Origin of the sequence: Dickeya sp. NCPPB 3274, assembly GCF_000406205.1 — a bacterium.
Taxonomy (GTDB): domain Bacteria; phylum Pseudomonadota; class Gammaproteobacteria; order Enterobacterales; family Enterobacteriaceae; genus Dickeya; species Dickeya fangzhongdai.
In genome coordinates, this window is sequence record NZ_CM001979.1 from 1420022 (window position 1) to 1436248 (window position 16227).

The 16227-nt window shown below is 53.3% G+C and carries 12 protein-coding genes; 11 read left to right on the plus strand and 1 reads right to left on the minus strand.

What is annotated here, in order from left to right:
• Window positions 1–49 precede the first annotated feature (49 nt).
• Window positions 50–631: a dCTP deaminase gene (gene dcd / locus DXX3274_RS07145; RefSeq protein ID WP_038660695.1), complete on the plus strand. Its 582-nt coding sequence runs from the start codon at window positions 50–52 to the stop codon at window positions 629–631.
• Between the two features lie 32 nt (window positions 632–663).
• A complete protein-coding gene (asmA, locus tag DXX3274_RS07150) occupies window positions 664–2478 on the plus strand; it encodes an outer membrane assembly protein AsmA (RefSeq protein WP_042859223.1) in 1815 nt (604 codons plus the stop codon).
• 120 nt (window positions 2479–2598) lie between these two features.
• Here asmA and DXX3274_RS07155 read toward each other — a convergent pair whose 3' ends face one another.
• A complete protein-coding gene (locus DXX3274_RS07155; protein WP_042859224.1) occupies window positions 2599–4188 on the minus strand; it encodes a TerC family protein in 1590 nt (529 codons plus the stop codon).
• Window positions 4189–5610: 1422 nt separating this feature from the next.
• On the opposite strand from DXX3274_RS07155, the gene DXX3274_RS07165 reads away from it, so the two are divergent.
• From DXX3274_RS07165 to rfbD, 9 genes are all read left to right on the plus strand, one after another.
• Entirely contained in the window at window positions 5611–6747 is a 1137-nt protein-coding gene (locus DXX3274_RS07165) for a polysaccharide export protein (protein ID WP_042859226.1), read from the plus strand.
• A gap of 18 nt (window positions 6748–6765) precedes the next feature.
• On the plus strand, window positions 6766–7200 hold the full coding sequence (locus tag DXX3274_RS07170; protein ID WP_042859227.1) for a protein-tyrosine-phosphatase: 435 nt from the start codon (window positions 6766–6768) through the stop codon (window positions 7198–7200).
• 16 nt (window positions 7201–7216) lie between these two features.
• Window positions 7217–9397, plus strand: a complete 2181-nt coding sequence (gene wzc / locus DXX3274_RS07175; protein ID WP_042859228.1) for a tyrosine-protein kinase Wzc — start codon at window positions 7217–7219, stop codon at window positions 9395–9397.
• A gap of 691 nt (window positions 9398–10088) precedes the next feature.
• Window positions 10089–11504 carry an undecaprenyl-phosphate galactose phosphotransferase WbaP gene (gene wbaP, locus DXX3274_RS07180; protein ID WP_042859229.1) on the plus strand — a complete coding sequence of 472 codons (1416 nt, stop codon included), beginning with the start codon at window positions 10089–10091 and terminating at the stop codon, window positions 11502–11504.
• 222 nt (window positions 11505–11726) lie between these two features.
• The gene (locus DXX3274_RS07185; protein WP_042859230.1) at window positions 11727–12638 is read left to right on the plus strand and encodes a glycosyltransferase family 2 protein; all 912 of its coding nucleotides are present in this window, start codon (window positions 11727–11729) and stop codon (window positions 12636–12638) included.
• A gap of 93 nt (window positions 12639–12731) precedes the next feature.
• Window positions 12732–13796 carry a dTDP-glucose 4,6-dehydratase gene (rffG, locus tag DXX3274_RS07190; protein ID WP_038660659.1) on the plus strand — a complete coding sequence of 355 codons (1065 nt, stop codon included), beginning with the start codon at window positions 12732–12734 and terminating at the stop codon, window positions 13794–13796.
• 25 nt (window positions 13797–13821) lie between these two features.
• Window positions 13822–14691: a glucose-1-phosphate thymidylyltransferase RfbA gene (gene rfbA / locus DXX3274_RS07195; protein ID WP_042859231.1), complete on the plus strand. Its 870-nt coding sequence runs from the start codon at window positions 13822–13824 to the stop codon at window positions 14689–14691.
• 1 nt (window position 14692) lies between these two features.
• Complete coding sequence (gene rfbC / locus DXX3274_RS07200) at window positions 14693–15229, plus strand: dTDP-4-dehydrorhamnose 3,5-epimerase (protein WP_042859232.1); 537 nt, start codon at window positions 14693–14695, stop codon at window positions 15227–15229.
• Window positions 15226–16083, plus strand: coding sequence for a dTDP-4-dehydrorhamnose reductase (gene rfbD, locus DXX3274_RS07205; protein WP_042859233.1), 858 nt, complete (start codon window positions 15226–15228; stop codon window positions 16081–16083). The genes rfbC and rfbD overlap by 4 nt, the downstream gene beginning before the upstream one ends.
• The last annotated feature ends 144 nt before the right edge of the window (window positions 16084–16227 follow it).

A 16227-nucleotide genomic window follows, 5' to 3' on the forward strand; every position in this document is an offset into this window, starting at 1 on the left:
CGCTGCTGTGGCAGTTTGATCACCTGTGAGAGTCTGACTGGAGAAGATGATGAGACTGTGTGACCGTGACATTGAAACCTGGCTGGACGACGGCCGGCTGTCGATTACGCCGCGTCCCCCGATCGAGCGGATTAACGGCGCCACGGTGGACGTGCGGCTGGGTAATCAGTTCCGGGTGTTTAGCGGTCACACCGCCGCGTTCATTGATCTGAGCGGGCCGAAGGACGAAGTCAGCGCCGCGCTGGATCGCGTGATGAGCGATGAAATCAATCTGGCGGAAGGCGACGCGTTTTTCCTTCATCCGGGAGAACTGGCGCTGGCGGTGACGCTGGAGTCGGTCACGCTGCCGGATAATCTGGTGGGCTGGCTGGACGGCCGTTCTTCGCTGGCGCGTCTGGGACTGATGGTGCATGTCACCGCCCACCGCATCGATCCGGGATGGCAGGGTCGTATCGTGCTGGAGTTTTACAACTCGGGCAAACTGCCGCTGGCGCTGCGTCCCGGCATGATTATCGGCGCGCTGAGTTTCGAACCGCTCTCCGGTCCCGCCGCGCGTCCGTATAACCGACGTGAAGACGCGAAATACAAGGACCAGCAGGGCGCGGTGGCAAGCCGGATTGACAAAGACTAGCTGGGCCAGGTACGACAGCGAACGAGGATGGCATGAGAAGACTGTTTACCACGCTGGTGATTCTGCTGGTGGTGCTGGCGGCAGGCATGACGGCGCTGGTGGTGTTGATTAACCCGAACGATTTCCGGGCCTATATGGTGCGGCAGGTCGAGGCGCGCACGGGCTACCGCTTGAGTCTGGATGGCGACTTGCGCTGGCATGTCTGGCCGCAACTGAGCATTTTGTCCGGCAGCCTGTCGGTGAGCGCGCCGGGTGCGGCCGCACCGGTGATCAGCGCTGAGAATATGCGGCTGGACGTAAAACTCTGGCCGTTATTGTCGCATCAGTTGGAAGTGAAACAGGTGATGCTCAAAGGCGCGGTGATTCGCCTGACGCCCGACAGTGCAGCGCGAGTGGCCGGTCCGGTGCCGATTGCGCCGGGCGGGACGTCGTCGCCGGAGCCGGAGAGCCAGTGGCGTTTTGATATCAACCGGGTTGAGGTGGCGGACAGCCTGCTGGTGTTCCAGCGCGGAAACGCGCCGGTGCTGAATGTTCGCGACATCAACCTGACGATGGAGAGCGACAGCGCCCGGCAGGTGCGGGTGTCGCTCTCCAGCCGTTTTAACCGCGACCAGCGTGATTTGTCGTTCTCGCTTAACGCCATGCTGGATATGCAGAACTACCCGCAGCAGATCGGCGCCGATATCGGCAGCGTCAGTTACCAGTTGCAGGGCGCGGGGCTGCCGACGGAGGGCATCAGCGGCAAAGGGACGATTCGCGGCAGTTATCAGCGTCAGCCGGAGAAACTGACCATCAGCCAGTTTGCTCTTAGCGCCAATAGCAGCCAACTGAACGGTTCGTTGTCCACTACCTTCGGCGCCAAGCCGGAGTACGTGCTGGATCTGCAGTCGGAAAAACTGGATCTGGACGCATTGCTGGGGTTGACGCACGCCGCTTCATCCAGCGACGGCGGCGACAAAACGGTAATCGCCAAGCCGGTGTTTTCACACGATCAGCCGCCGGAGCCTTATCAGGGGCTGCGCAGCTCCATTGCCAACGTGTCGGTGACCGCCAATACGCTGGTTTATCACGGCATGACGGTCAACCAGTTTACCCTGAAGGGCAGCAATCAGCGCGGCAAAGTCAGGGTCGCCGACTTCAGCGGCCAGGTGGGGGAAGGGCGCTTCTCATTACCGGGGTCGATGGATGTAGCGGCGTCGCCTGCCATCATTATTCAGCCCACCCTGAAATCAATGGAACTGTCGACGTTGCTGCCGCTGTTCGGGCTACCTGACGGTTTGCAGGGCAAACTCAGCCTGCAAGGGCGGCTGAGTGGCGACGACCTGTCGCGGCAGGCGCTGCTCTCACAATGGCGGGGAACGGCGTCGGTGCAGTTCGACCAACTGCGGCTGTCGGGGCTGAACGTCCAACAGTTGATCCAGCAGGCGGCGGCGCGTAGCAACAGCGGCATTCAGACGCCGGACGACTATGCCCGCTACACCGATATTCGGCAGATGAGCGGCGAAGCGACGCTCAACGCCGGCAAGCTGGAGTTGCAGTCATTGGCCGGGCAGTCCGAGGCATTGACGGTCAGCGGCGACGGTCAGTTCGACTTGCCCGCCCAGCGCTGCGACATCAATCTGGATGTGCGCGTAACGCAAGGGTGGAAAGGGGATAGCCAACTGGTGCAACTGCTGCAGGACACCCCCATTCCGTTCCGTCTGTACGGCGATTTCGGCAACCTGAACTACCAGTTGCAGATCGAGCAGTTGCTGCGCAAACGGCTGCAGGACGAAATGAAAAAACGGCTGAATGACTGGGCTGAGAAAAATCAGCCGGCGTCAAAAACTCCGGCGACGAACATGTGACGTGTATGCATGTAGCGCGCATGGCGTACTTGCAGTGAAAAAGCATAAGGCATTCAGTAACAATACAAAGGCGGCCGTGGCCGCCTTTGTCGTACATGCGTGCTGTGATGCCTTGTGGGGTCACACCTCATAATCCGGCTGCGGATTGGGTTCTGGGATAATCAGCACCTTCACGATGCGGTGGCTTTCCACGGTCAGCACCCGGAACAGGGTATTGTCGATACGCACTTCATCGCCCTCCTGCGGGATTTTCTGCGCATACTCCATCAGCAAGCCGGCCAGCGTGTGGTATTCGCGCTTTTCATTCAGTTGCAGCGGGATATACATCAGTAAATCCTCGACCGGCAGATAGCCGTTGGCGGTCAGGGTGCCGTCTTCGTTTTCCTGAATGTCATGACGGGCATCCAGCTCTTCTCCTTCCAGCGGCAGATTGCCGGCGATGGTTTCCATGACATCGCTCAGGGTGACAATCCCTTCGACCGAGCCGAATTCGTCGGCCACAAAGGCAAAGTGAGTGTGCGCTTCACGGAACTGCTCCAGCGCGGATAGCAGCGACAATTGCTCCGGAAACACCAGCGGCTGGCGGATCAGCGCGCGCAGATTCAGCGCTTGCCCGTGCAACTGCTGACGCAGCAAATCGATCACGTGCACCACGCCCAGCGGTTCGCTGGAGACATGGCTGTCGAACATCACCAGCCGGGTGTGCTGATTTTTCTCCATCAGTTCGTGGAAGTCCGCCGGGTCGATGTTGACGTCCACGTGCTCGATATCGTGGCGGATGGTCATGATGCTGCTGACGGAACGCTGCGACATGCCGAGCACGCGCTCGATCATGCGCTGTTCCTGCTGGTTGAACACCGGCTGGCCGATGCCGCCGGTGTTATCCGCCACCCGGTCGGCGGCCTGTTTGTCCAGCTCCGCTTCCTCATGTTCGCCGCGCAGCAATCGCAATACCGCTTCAGCCGTACGCTGGCGTAACGGGGTTGAAGACGAGAGAAAACGTCGACGGTTGAACTGCGCCAATTGGTTGAGCATCTCGATCATGACTGAGAAACCAATGGCAGCGTAGAGGTAACCTTTTGGAATCGGGTAGCCGAAAGCGTCCGCAACCAGGCTGAAGCCGATCATCAGCAGGAAGCTCAGGCACAGGATCACAATGGTGGGATGCGCGTTGACGAAGCGCGTCAGAGGCTTGCTGGCCAGCAGCATCAGGCCGATGGCGATAGTGACCGCCGCCATCATTACCGGCAGATGCTCGGTCATACCGACCGCGGTAATTACCGAGTCCAGCGAGAACACCGCGTCCAGCACCACAATCTGCGCGACTACCGGCCAGAAACGCGCGCCCTTGCGTTGGGTTTGCTGCGCCTGGTCTTTGCCTTCCAGCCGTTCATTCAGCTCCATTGTGGCTTTGAACAGCAGGAACAGGCCGCCGACCAGCATGATCAGGTCACGCGCGCTGAACGGGTGTCCGTAAACGGCAAACAACGGGTGAGTCAGCGAGACCAGCCAGGAGATGGACGACAGCAGTACAAACCGCATCAGCAAGGCCAGCAATAACCCGACAACTCGCGCCCGATCCCGGGACTTTTCCGGTAACTTCTCCGCCAGAATGGCGATAAAGACCAGGTTGTCGATACCCAATACCAGTTCCAAAACCACCAGCGTGGCCAGACCGGCCCAAATTGTTGGATCAGCGATCCATTCCATAGGCTGAATTCACCTTTTTCTTTATCAGGTTGATATGCGCATAGCGTATCAGGCGTTGCGTCGCTCAACCATAACGCGACCGATCGTGATTGACTGATATCAAATTGCTGAGTGCCGGCATCCGCTTTTTTGCGTGAGTGAGATCACAGGACTTTCAGCAAGATGGAAAGCATTGCAGTACGTTTTGAGAAATCAAAAAATCACCGGGCAGGTTAAAAAATAATCCATTTCATTAAGGCGATGCATTATATGCCAAATCCGAAAGACTGGCGGGAAAATAGTCTATTCCCTGACTATTTAATGAACTCATTAATCTGTTAACAAAATTATTATATGAAAATGAAATATTTATTAAGATGTCTCTGATATACATAACTTTTTGTTTATTAATGATAAAAATATCTTTGATCATAAGAAAAACTGCATGGAATGTTAGTATTTTTCCGAAAAAAAACACCAGGAAGATATTTGTCTTGTTATAAGCAAATATTTTTTACTACTCTCCGGTGTGGCGATATTGACACATCTTTAAAAATATTTAATTCGAAACTTTAGTGTCATTAATGTTTTTGCAAGCCATTTTTACGAGTCAGTTATGACGAGTCACAGCAATAGCTGGGTGAGTCTGAAACGAAAACGGGACAGCGAGTTGGTAGCTACGAGCCAAGGGCGGTAGCGTACCTGATGCGATTCACCCGACAGCCACGAGCTGTGTTTCAGACTATGCCCTCCAAGGACGTTGAAACCGTTCAGCCGCCGGCATTCAGGCCTTACCGCCTGTTTGACGATGAGCGAAACGGCAACGATGTCAACGGATCCACCGTGAATTCCTGACGTGTGGGCTGTCTGTTACTCACTTGACTGAAAGGCGATGGCAAAGGATGTTAAACCCGACACTGACGTTCAGACCGCTGGCGCAACCAGCGGCATTCCCCCTGACCGGCGCTTCGCCTGCGCCCGCGTCGCCTTTTTTTGCCCGCAGCAACGATTTTGCTCACAGCAACGATTTTGCCTACAGCAACGACGATGTAACCGCGCAGCCTAACGAAACGGGTCGCCATCAACCGGCCCATGCTGACGCCATTCCCCCTTTCCAAACCAAAACGCATGCCTATGGCTCGCGACGGCCTGGTTTTGTCTCCATGTGGGCGACAAACCCTGAGTCGCGTTCCGGCCGGAGACTTATCACCTGAAACAATGTCACCTAAAACAACGCTTTACTTATTTCTGTTTGAATATTTAAACGATGGTGAAGGTAATTTTGGTTATAAGTTTTTGGATTTTTGGGCGGGGTGAAAACATTTTCAAGCAAATCATTAGGGATCAACGCATTGCGGAGCGAAATCGGATCGTCCAATGCGCTATCGATCGAGCAGTACCGCTCTTTGTTTCTCACTTTACTGAAAAGCGATGGCATAAAGGATGTTAAAACCAACACTGAAAGTTATACCGCTGATGTTGTCGGCGACATTCCTGGCTGGCTGTACGCTGGTACCAGGTACGCACCTTTCTACCAGTGGAAAAGAGGTCGTAGAACAACCGGATGATGATTTCAATATCAATAAGCTGGTCAATATTTATCCTGTCACCCCGTTGCTGATAGAGAAAATGCGCCTGCGACCGGCGATTGCCCAGAATAACCCGTCGCTGGATGCGGAGCTGAAACGCTACGAATACCGTATCGGCATCGGCGACGTCTTGATGGTTACCGTCTGGGATCACCCGGAACTGACTACGCCGGCGGGGACCTACCGCACCGCCGCTGACACCGGTAACTGGGTTCACTCGGACGGCACCATTTTTTACCCCTACATCGGCAAGTTGCGCGTTGTAGATAAAACCTTGACCGAGGTGCGCGAGGAAATCATGCGCCGTCTGGCGCAGTACATCGAATCGCCGCAGGTGGAAGTGAGCATTGCCGCGTTCCGATCGCAAAAAGCCTATGTGACCGGGGAAGTGGTGCGTTCGGGCCAGCAACCGATCTCCAACGTGCCGTTGACCATTCTGGACGCGATCAACAACGCGGGCGGGCTAAGCGAGTTTGCCGACTGGCGCAATCTGGTGCTGACGCATAACGGTAAAGACGAGCGCATTTCCCTGCAGGCGCTGATGCAGAACGGCGATTTGTCCCAGAACCGCCTGTTGTATCCCGGCGACATCCTGTTCGTGCCGCGCAACGATGACCTGAAAGTGTTCGTGATGGGGGAGGTGAACAAGCAGTCCACCCTCAAGATGGACCGCAGCGGCATGACGCTGACCGAAGCGTTGGGCAGCGCCGAAGGGATGAACCAGATGGTGGCCGACGCCACCGGCGTGTTTGTTATCCGACCGCTGCGTGGTACGCAAGGGCCGAAACTGGCCAACATTTATCAGCTCAATACCAAAGACGCTACCGCGTTGGTGATGGGCTCCGAATTTCCGCTGCAACCGTATGACGTGGTGTATGTCACCTCGGCGCCGGTAGCGCGCTGGAACCGCCTGATTTCGCAACTGGTGCCGACCATCAGCGGGTTTAACGACCTGAGCGAAGGTAGCCTGCGCATCCGTAACTGGCCGTAGTCGTAGGGGGGCGTGCCGATGTTCAACAGTATTCTTGTGATTTGCGAGGGCAATATCTGTCGCTCACCGACCGGCGAACGCCTGTTACAGCAGGCATTGCCGGGGAAAACGGTGGTTTCCGCCGGCTGGCGGGCGATGGCCGGAAAACCTGCCGATGAAACGGCTAGCCTGGTGGCCGCCGAACACGGTCTGTCGCTGGACGGGCATGTCGCGCGCCAACTGACCGGATCGCTGTGTCGGCATTACGAGCTGATTCTGGTGATGGAAAAGGGACACATCGATGCCGTGTGCCGTTTCTCACCGGAAGTGCGCGGGAAAACGCTGCTGTTCGGGCACTGGCTTAACCAACAGGAGATTACCGACCCGTACCGCAAAAGCCGGGAAGCCTTTGAGTTTGTGTATACCCAACTTGAACAATCTGCCCGCAAGTGGGCGCAGGCGCTGAGCCGTTAACCAGTCAGGGATTACGATGTCAGAGAAAATTGCCGTGAAAACATCTGAAGCGAATAAGGCGGATGAAATTGACCTGGGACGTTTACTGGGAACCGTACTGGATCACCGCTGGCTGATTATCAGCATTATCACCATCTTCACCATGCTGGGCATCCTGTATACGCTGCTGGCAACGCCGATCTACCAGTCGGATGCGCTGGTGCAAGTGGAGCAGAATTCCAGTGACAACCTGCTCAAAGACATTTCCAGCGTGCTGCCGGATGCCAAGCCGGATTCCTCTGCAGAGATCGAACTGATCCAATCGCGGATGGTGATCGGTAAAACGGTGCAGGATCTGTCACTGGACACTGAAGTCGAAGAGAAGTTTTTCCCGGTGGTTGGTAAAGGGCTGGCCCGACTATTCGGTCGGACGCCTGGAAAAATCCTGGTATCTCGTCTGTCGGTGCCGGCGTCGCAGCGGGACGAGCCGATGAAGCTGGAAGTGTTGGGGAACGGCGCTTATCGTATTGAACGCAAAGACGCAGGAGCATTTGAAGGTAAAGTGGGTCAACTGGCGAGTCATGATGGCGTCGAACTGTTGGTTAGCGATATCGATGCCGTACCGGGCACAGCATTCGTCGTGACGAAAAAGAATGAGTTGAGCGCCATTAATGACGTACTCAAGAACCTAACCGTGGCGGATAAAGGCAAAGACACCGGGATACTGGATTTGACCCTGACCGGGGAAGATCCTGTTCTGATCAATAAAATCCTCAATAGCATCAGCCAGAACTACCTGGAACAGAATGTGGAGCGCAAGTCTGAAGAGGCAGGGAAAAGCCTGGTATTTTTGCAACAACAGTTGCCGGTCGTGAGAGCCTCACTGGAAGACTCGGAGAATAAACTCAATAAATTCCGTCAGCAGAATGACTCGGTGGATCTGTCGCTGGAGGCAAAATCCGTGCTGGATACTATCGTGGATGTGGAGTCCCAGCTCAATCAGCTGACTTTTCGCGAAGCCGAGATCTCCAAGTTGTATACCCGCGAGCACCCTGCCTACCGGGCATTGCTGGAAAAGCGCGTGACGCTGGAGAAAGAGCGTAACAGCCTGAACAAGCGCGTGGGCAGTATGCCGAAAACCCAGCAGGAAATTTTGCGGTTGACGCGGGATGTCAATGTTGGGCAGGAAGTCTATGTCCAGTTAATGAATAAGCAGCAGGAACTGAGCATTAGCAAGGCCAGTACCGTCGGCAACGTGCGCATCATTGATCCAGCCGAGGTACAAATAAAACCAGTGAAGCCGAAGAGAGCGTTGGTGATCCTCATGGCCGTCGTACTGGGCGGCGTGATTGCCGTAAGCTTTGTGCTGCTGAAAACGCTGTTGCACCACGGTATCGAGAGCCCGGAACAACTGGAAGAACTCGGCATCAATGTGTACGCCAGCGTACCGCTGTCGGAATGGCAACAGAAGAAAGACCGGGAGTTTGCCGGTAAGAACCGCAAACGCAATGCCCACTCGAACTCTTTGTTGGCGGTGGGAAACCCGGCTGATTTGGCAGTTGAAGCCATTCGCAGCCTGCGCACCAGTCTGCACTTCGCCATGATGGAGGCAAAAAACAATGTGCTGATGATTTCCGGCGCTAGTCCGGGGATCGGTAAGTCCTTCGTCAGCGCCAACTTAGGAGCGGTAATCGCCCAGGCCGGGCAGCGGGTGCTGATCGCCGACTGCGATATGCGCAAAGGCTATACCCATCATATGCTGGGTACTACGCCAGATAACGGGATGTCGGATATTCTTTCCGGGCAAATTGAGGTTGAAAAAGCCACGCGTAACACCGATGTAGCCAACATGTTCTTTATTCCTCGTGGGCAAATACCACCCAATCCGTCAGAGCTGTTGATGCATAAAAACTTTGTCGCTTTTGTGGAATGGGCTGCCCGGAATTTCGATATTGTGTTGCTGGATACACCACCTATTCTGGCCGTGACCGATGCGGCAATCATCAGCCGACAGGCGGGAACATCGCTGCTGGTGGCGCGATTTGAAACGAACACGCCGAAAGAGGTGGAAATCAGTATCCGACGCTTTGAGCAGAATGGTGCGCCGATAAAGGGAGTGATCCTGAATGCGGTTATCCGTCGAGCATTGAGTTACTACAGTTATGGATATGATTCATATCAATATTCTTATGATTCAGATAAAAAGAACAGTGTATAACCCGAAACTTCATTATTAAATATGTAGTGTTCGGGAAAACAGCGTGATGCTTATCGGCGCTGAAGGTAAATAATGAATTTTGATCGGTTGAGCGTTAACTAGAAAAACGCTCAATGCTTGGTAAGGTTTTTATTTATTTTAATATATACCCGTCATACTTCATATTGCCGTAGTTTGTTGTTATCAAAGAACAGTCAGTGGTTGTTGACGGGGTAAGCGATTGCAGGGAAAAGTCGCCGCGTTTTTCAACTCGTTAATATGAAAGCAACTCGTTAACATGAAAGGATGTACATCCGAGACGCTAGATATGGGTGAAGTGAGCCTTTGCTGAGTGTGCGTCTGCCTTTAACATAGTTCGATGCCCATTAATTGGTGTTCTTGCCGTGTATTTTCTTCTGTCGTCGAAAAGACGGTTTATTTTTGGCAGGATTTTTTATGGGTGTAGGCAGATTTACATTATATCTCTCAATTCGTTAAGTATATTTCTTGCTGACAATATTTTGCCGAAATAACGAGAGTAGACGATAAAAATCTTTGCCATAAGTAATATTAAAAAATAAGTATATTGGGCTATTCATTCTGAGTCAGCATCATGCTCTGTTAGCATGCTTTAATGCTCTGGGCATAAAAACTTACTTATCTCTATCTGGTAGGCTTGTAACTGTATTATCAATAATTGATAGGAGGAGATATGGCTTTTCTCGCAAGAAATTTTTGGAGCAGTGTATTACTGGCACTATCTGATTTAATGAGTTTTATGCTGTCTCTTTATTTAGCTGTGGGCTTATTGAGTCGAGAAGATCTGCGCATTCCAGATAATCAGGCCGCGGGCTGGATAGCTTTGCACTGGCTGCTGGCATTTTGCTGTGTGGGCTGGTTTTCTATGCGGTTACGACATTATTCATACCGTAAAACCTTCTTGCTAGAACTGAAGGAGATCTTGCGCATGCTGATAATCTTTGCGGTGATCGAAATTGTGGTAATCGCTTTTGCCAGGTGGTATTTCCCTCGGTATCTGTTGTTAACCTGGGTGTTTGTGTTGATTCTGGTGCCGGTAGCGAGGATGACCACGAAGCGGGTACTTAACAAACTGGGGTTCTGGCAGCTCGACACCATTATTATTGGCAGCGGCAAAAACGCTCGTGAAGCCTTTAAGGCGATTAAGAACGAACGTAACCTGGGGTTACACATCATCGGGTTTATTTCCAGCGAAGAGGGTGATAAACAAGGGGACACAATTGAGGGGGTGCCGGTGATGTTATATGACGTCACATGGTTACAGGGTAGATTGAGTAAAAAAACTCAGTTCATCGTTGCAGTGGAATCACTCCAGAGTGAGATTCGCAACGCCTGGTTACGGGAGTTTATGATCAACGGCTATCGTTATGTTTCGGTGATCCCGACTCTGCGAGGCATGCCACTTTACAGCACCGATATGTCGTTTATCTTCAGTCATGAAATGATGATTTTCCGCGTGCATCAGAACCAGGTGGAATGGTCCTCTCGTGTATTGAAACGTGTGTTTGATACCATTGGCTCTCTCACTATTATTATTCTGCTCTCTCCTTTACTGATGTATATCAGCTACAAGGTGAGGCAGGACGGTGGCCGAGCACTCTATGGTCACGAGCGTATCGGCCAAGGCGGTAAATCCTTTAAATGCCTGAAATTCCGTTCTATGGTCACCAACTCTAAAGAGGTGCTGGCCGAACTACTGGCAAGCGATCCAGAAGCTCGTTCGGAGTGGGATGCTACCTTTAAACTGAAAAACGATCCGCGCATTACCAGAATTGGTCACTTTCTGCGTAAAACCAGCCTTGATGAGTTACCCCAACTGTTTAATGTGCTGAGAGGCGAGATGAGTCTGGTGGGGCCACGTCCAATTATCGCTGCAGAGCTGGAACGTTATTCTGACGAGGTGGATTACTATCTGCTGAGTAAACCTGGCATGACCGGTCTGTGGCAGGTGAGTGGACGCAGCGATGTAGACTATGCAACCCGTGTTTATCTGGATGCCTGGTACGTGAAAAACTGGTCCATGTGGAATGATGTTGCCATCTTGTTTAAAACTGTCGGTGTGGTGCTGAAAAGAGATGGCGCGTACTAATTAGGGATGAATGAGAGCGTTGTAAAGTAATATTGTAATAAATGGTATGTTATATCGGTCTATTATTCTGAAATAAAAACAACGAAATAAATAAAATTTGGCGAAGCGGTATTATGCAAGGCTGATTTGGATTTGTTATTATTTAAATAAAAGTATAACGGCAGGGTAATAAATATTTTCCTGCCGCCGACATTAAGTGCAGTTAATTAAACGGAAATACGTATGCGACATTTTTTGTCAATACCAACCTACAATGGAAGCGCTATCTGGAAGGCGTCGGTAGAGAATATCAAAAAATATGGCGGTGACGACCTGTATGTACAAATCATCGATTCCAGCAGTCAGGATGATACAGTCGAGGTAGCGAAAAATGCCGGGTTTGAGGTGGCGGTTATTGAGAGCTACGATTTCAATCATGGTGGCACTCGTAACCTGATGTTGGAGAAGCATATCGATAACTATGATATCGCCATATTCTTAACCCAGGATGCTATCCCTGAATCTGGTTTTATCGAAAAAATTGTTGCCGCTTTTGAGGACCCGACCATCGCTTGTGCGTATGGCAGGCAACTGCCGCACCACGATGCCAACCCTATAGCCCGTCATGCTCGTTACTTTAATTATCCGGAGCGTGGTCATGTGTGCAGTATAGAAGATGCACCGCGGCTTGGTATTAAAACTGTGTTTATGTCCAATTCGTTTTCGGCTTACCGGGTTTCAGTGTTTAACGAATTAGGCGGTTTTCCGTCAGATACCATCCTGTGCGAAGACATGTATTTTACCGCCAAAGCGGTGCTGGCTGGTTATAAGGTGGCGTATGTGGCTGATGCAGCGGTGAGGCATTCCCATAATTACAGTCCAATGGAAGAGTTCAGGCGTTATTTTGATATCGGGGTTTTTCACGCGGCTGAACCCTGGATTCGAGATAAAGTGGGGGGAGCAGGCGGAGAAGGGCTGAAGTTTATCTTTTCCGAACTGCGTTACCTGTTAAAGCACTGTATTCAGTATATTCCTGTTGCCTTGTTGAATAATTTTATGAAGATTATGGGTTATAAACTTGGTCAAAAGTATAGCAAGTTGCCTAAATCAGTGATTCAGTTTTGCAGTATGCATAAGCGATTTTGGCGAGACTAAATGTCGGCTGGATGTCAAAATTATCGTTTGGGAATTTTTAAAGCGGTTACGAATCAATCCATATCTTAATTTTTTTCTGAAAGGTCACTATTCATGAATATTCTTGTAACGGGTGGGGCTGGGTTCATTGGTTCAGCCGTGGTGCGTCATATCATTCAGCACACTCAGGACCGGGTAATGGTGGTGGATTGCCTGACTTATGCCGGTAATCTGGCGTCGTTGAAAGAAGTAGCATCCGATCCCCGTTTTTTGTTTGAGAAAGTCAACATCTGCGACCGGGCTGGGCTGGATCGGGTGTTTGCGACCTTTCAGCCGGATGCGGTAATGCATCTGGCGGCGGAAAGTCATGTCGATCGTTCCATCGACGGCCCCTCCGCTTTCATTGAAACCAATATCACCGGGACTTACACCCTGCTGGAAGCGACGCGGCATTACTGGTCGGCGCTGCCGGAGGCGAGCAGGGCGGCTTTCCGCTTCCATCACATCTCCACGGATGAAGTGTACGGCGACCTGCACGGCACCGACGATCTGTTTACGGAAACCACGCCTTATGCGCCGAGCAGCCCGTACTCCGCCTCCAAAGCCGCCAGCGATCATCTGGTGCGCGCCTGGCTGCGGACTTACGGTCTGCCGACGCTGGTGACCAACTGCTCCAACAACTACGGCCCGTATCATTTCCCGGAAAAACTGATTCCGCTGATGATTCTCAACGCGCTGGAAGGAAAACCGCTGCCGGTTTACGGCAAGGGCAACCAGATCCGCGACTGGCTATACGTCGAAGATCATGCCCGGGCGCTCTACACCGTCGTGACCACCGGCGAGGTTGGGGAGACCTACAACATTGGCGGTCATAACGAACGGAAAAACATTGAGGTGGTGAAAACCATCTGCGCCCTGCTGGATGAACTGCGGCCGGAGAAGCCGGCAGGCATCCGCCATTACGACGAGCTGATCACCCATGTGACCGATCGGCCGGGGCACGATCTGCGTTATGCGATCGACGCGTCGAAAATCTACCGTGAACTGGGCTGGAAACCGCAGGAAACCTTCGAGTCCGGCATCCGCAAAACGGTGGAATGGTATCTGGCGAACGAGGCCTGGTGGCGCAGCGTTAAGGATGGCTCCTATACCGGTGAACGCTTAGGTTTAACCCTTTAATCGTATTCTAGTTAAGGAAAGTTCAATGAAAGGCATTGTACTGGCAGGCGGTTCAGGAACGCGACTCTATCCGATTACCCGCGGGGTATCGAAGCAGCTGTTGCCCATTTACGACAAACCGATGATCTATTACCCGATTTCGGTACTGATGCTGGCCGGTATCCGGGACATTCTGATTATCTCGACCCCGGATGATCTGCCCGCCTATCGTCGGCTGCTGGGCAACGGCAGCCGGTTCGGCATCAATCTGTGTTACGCCGAGCAGCCTTCGCCGGACGGCCTGGCGCAGGCGTTTCTGATCGGCGAAACCTTTATCAGCGGCGATCAGTGCGCGCTGGTGCTGGGCGACAACATCTTCTTCGGCCAGAGCTTCGGCAAGAAGCTGGAGAACGTGGCTGCCCGCACCGAAGGCGCCACCGTCTTCGGTTATCAGGTGATGGACCCCGAGCGCTTTGGCGTGGTGGAGTTTGACGACAACAATCAGGCGATTTCGCTGGAAGAAAAACCCAGCAAACCGAAGTCCAACTGGGCGGTGACCGGGCTCTATTTCTATGACCGCCACGTGGTGGAAATGGCCAAGCAGGTTAAACCCTCGGCGCGCGGCGAACTGGAAATCACCACGCTCAATGAAATGTATCTGCAACAGGGCAACCTGAATGTGGAAGTCCTGGGGCGCGGCTTTGCCTGGCTGGACACCGGCACCCATGACAGCCTGCTGGAGGCTTCTCAGTTCATCAGCACCATTGAGAAGCGTCAGGGCTTTAAGGTCGCCTGTCTGGAAGAAATCGCGTTCCGCAAAGGCTGGCTGACCCGTGAACAGGTGGCGGATGAAGCCCGCTACCTTGGTAAAACCCACTACGGTCAGTATCTGGCCCAGCTACTTACAGGGATGTGATATGCAAGTTCATGATACCGCCATTCAGGGCGTCAAAATCATCCAGCCCAAGGTTTTCGGTGATGCCAGAGGCTTTTTTCTGGAAACGTTTGAGAAAAATCGTTATCAGGAAATGCTGGATATCGACCTGGACTTTGTGCAGGACAACCATTCCCGCTCGGCCAAAGGCGTGCTGCGCGGGTTACATTTTCAGACTGCCAATCCGCAGGGGAAACTGGTGCGAGTGGTGCGCGGCGAAGTGTTCGACGTCGTCGTGGATATTCGCCCGGATTCCCCGACCTACGGCCGTTGGGAAGGCGTCGTGTTGTCGGAAGAAAACAAGACTCAGTTCTGGATCCCGCCCGGTCTGGCACACGGTTTTTTGGTGCTGTCCGAACTGGCGGATTTCGAATACAAGTGCACCGATTACTATAACCCGGCTCACGAAAACTGCCTGCTATGGAACGATGCGGATATCGCTATCGACTGGCCGATAGCCTCCCCCCTGTTGTCGGAAAAGGATAAAAAGGGCAAAGCCTTTAAGGAGTTATGGGCATGAAAGTCTTGTTAACCGGTGCTAACGGTCAGTTGGGACGTTGCTTTCAGGATCGGCTGCCGGACGGGTGGTCGGTGCTGGCGACGGACACGGACTCGCTGGATATCACCGACGAAGCGCAGGTGCAGGCTACGGTGAAATCGTGGCAGCCGGACGCCATTGTCAATGCCGCGGCCTATACCGCGGTGGACAAGGCGGAATCGGAACCCGAACTGGCGGCGCGTATCAATGTCGCCGGGCCGGAATACCTGGCTCGCGCTGCCCGTCACCTGGGCGCGCGCTTTATCCATGTCTCCACCGATTATGTGTTCGATGGTACGGCGACCCGGCCGTATAGCGAAACCGACGTTACCCACCCGCTGGGCGTGTACGGTCAGACCAAGCTGGATGGCGAGCGGGCGGTGCTGAAGGTGAACCCGGCGGCGCAGATTGTGCGTACCGCCTGGGTTTTCAGCGAGTACGGCAACAACTTTGTCAAAACCATGCTGCGGCTGGGTCGGGATCGGGATACCCTCGGCGTGGTGGCCGATCAACGCGGCTGCCCGACCTATGCCGGCGATATTGCCGACGCCATCATCAGCCTGTTGCAACAGCAGGCCGACGCCGGTCTGTATCACTTCTGCGGCGATGAAGAGGTGTCCTGGCATGATTTTGCCGGCGCCATTTTCGCCATCGCCGGCGAGCAGCAACTGCTGACCCGCACGCCGGTGGTCAACGCCATTACCACTGAGCAGTACCCAACGCCGGCAGCGCGGCCGGCTTATTCCACGCTGGATTGCGGCAAAATCGCCCGGCTTGGTATTCAGCCGTCCGCCTGGCGGGAGGCGTTGGGCGTTATCATCCCCAAATTGGTCTGATGATGTTCAGGCGCGGTAAACCCGTGGGGGCGTGATGCCCTATTCCTTTCGAGTTGCAGGCGATAACCGGGCGAATCCCTGATGCGGATTTGTACGGTCAGTGCGCCTGCAGTTCGGGAGAGGCGGGTATACCGCACATCGTTC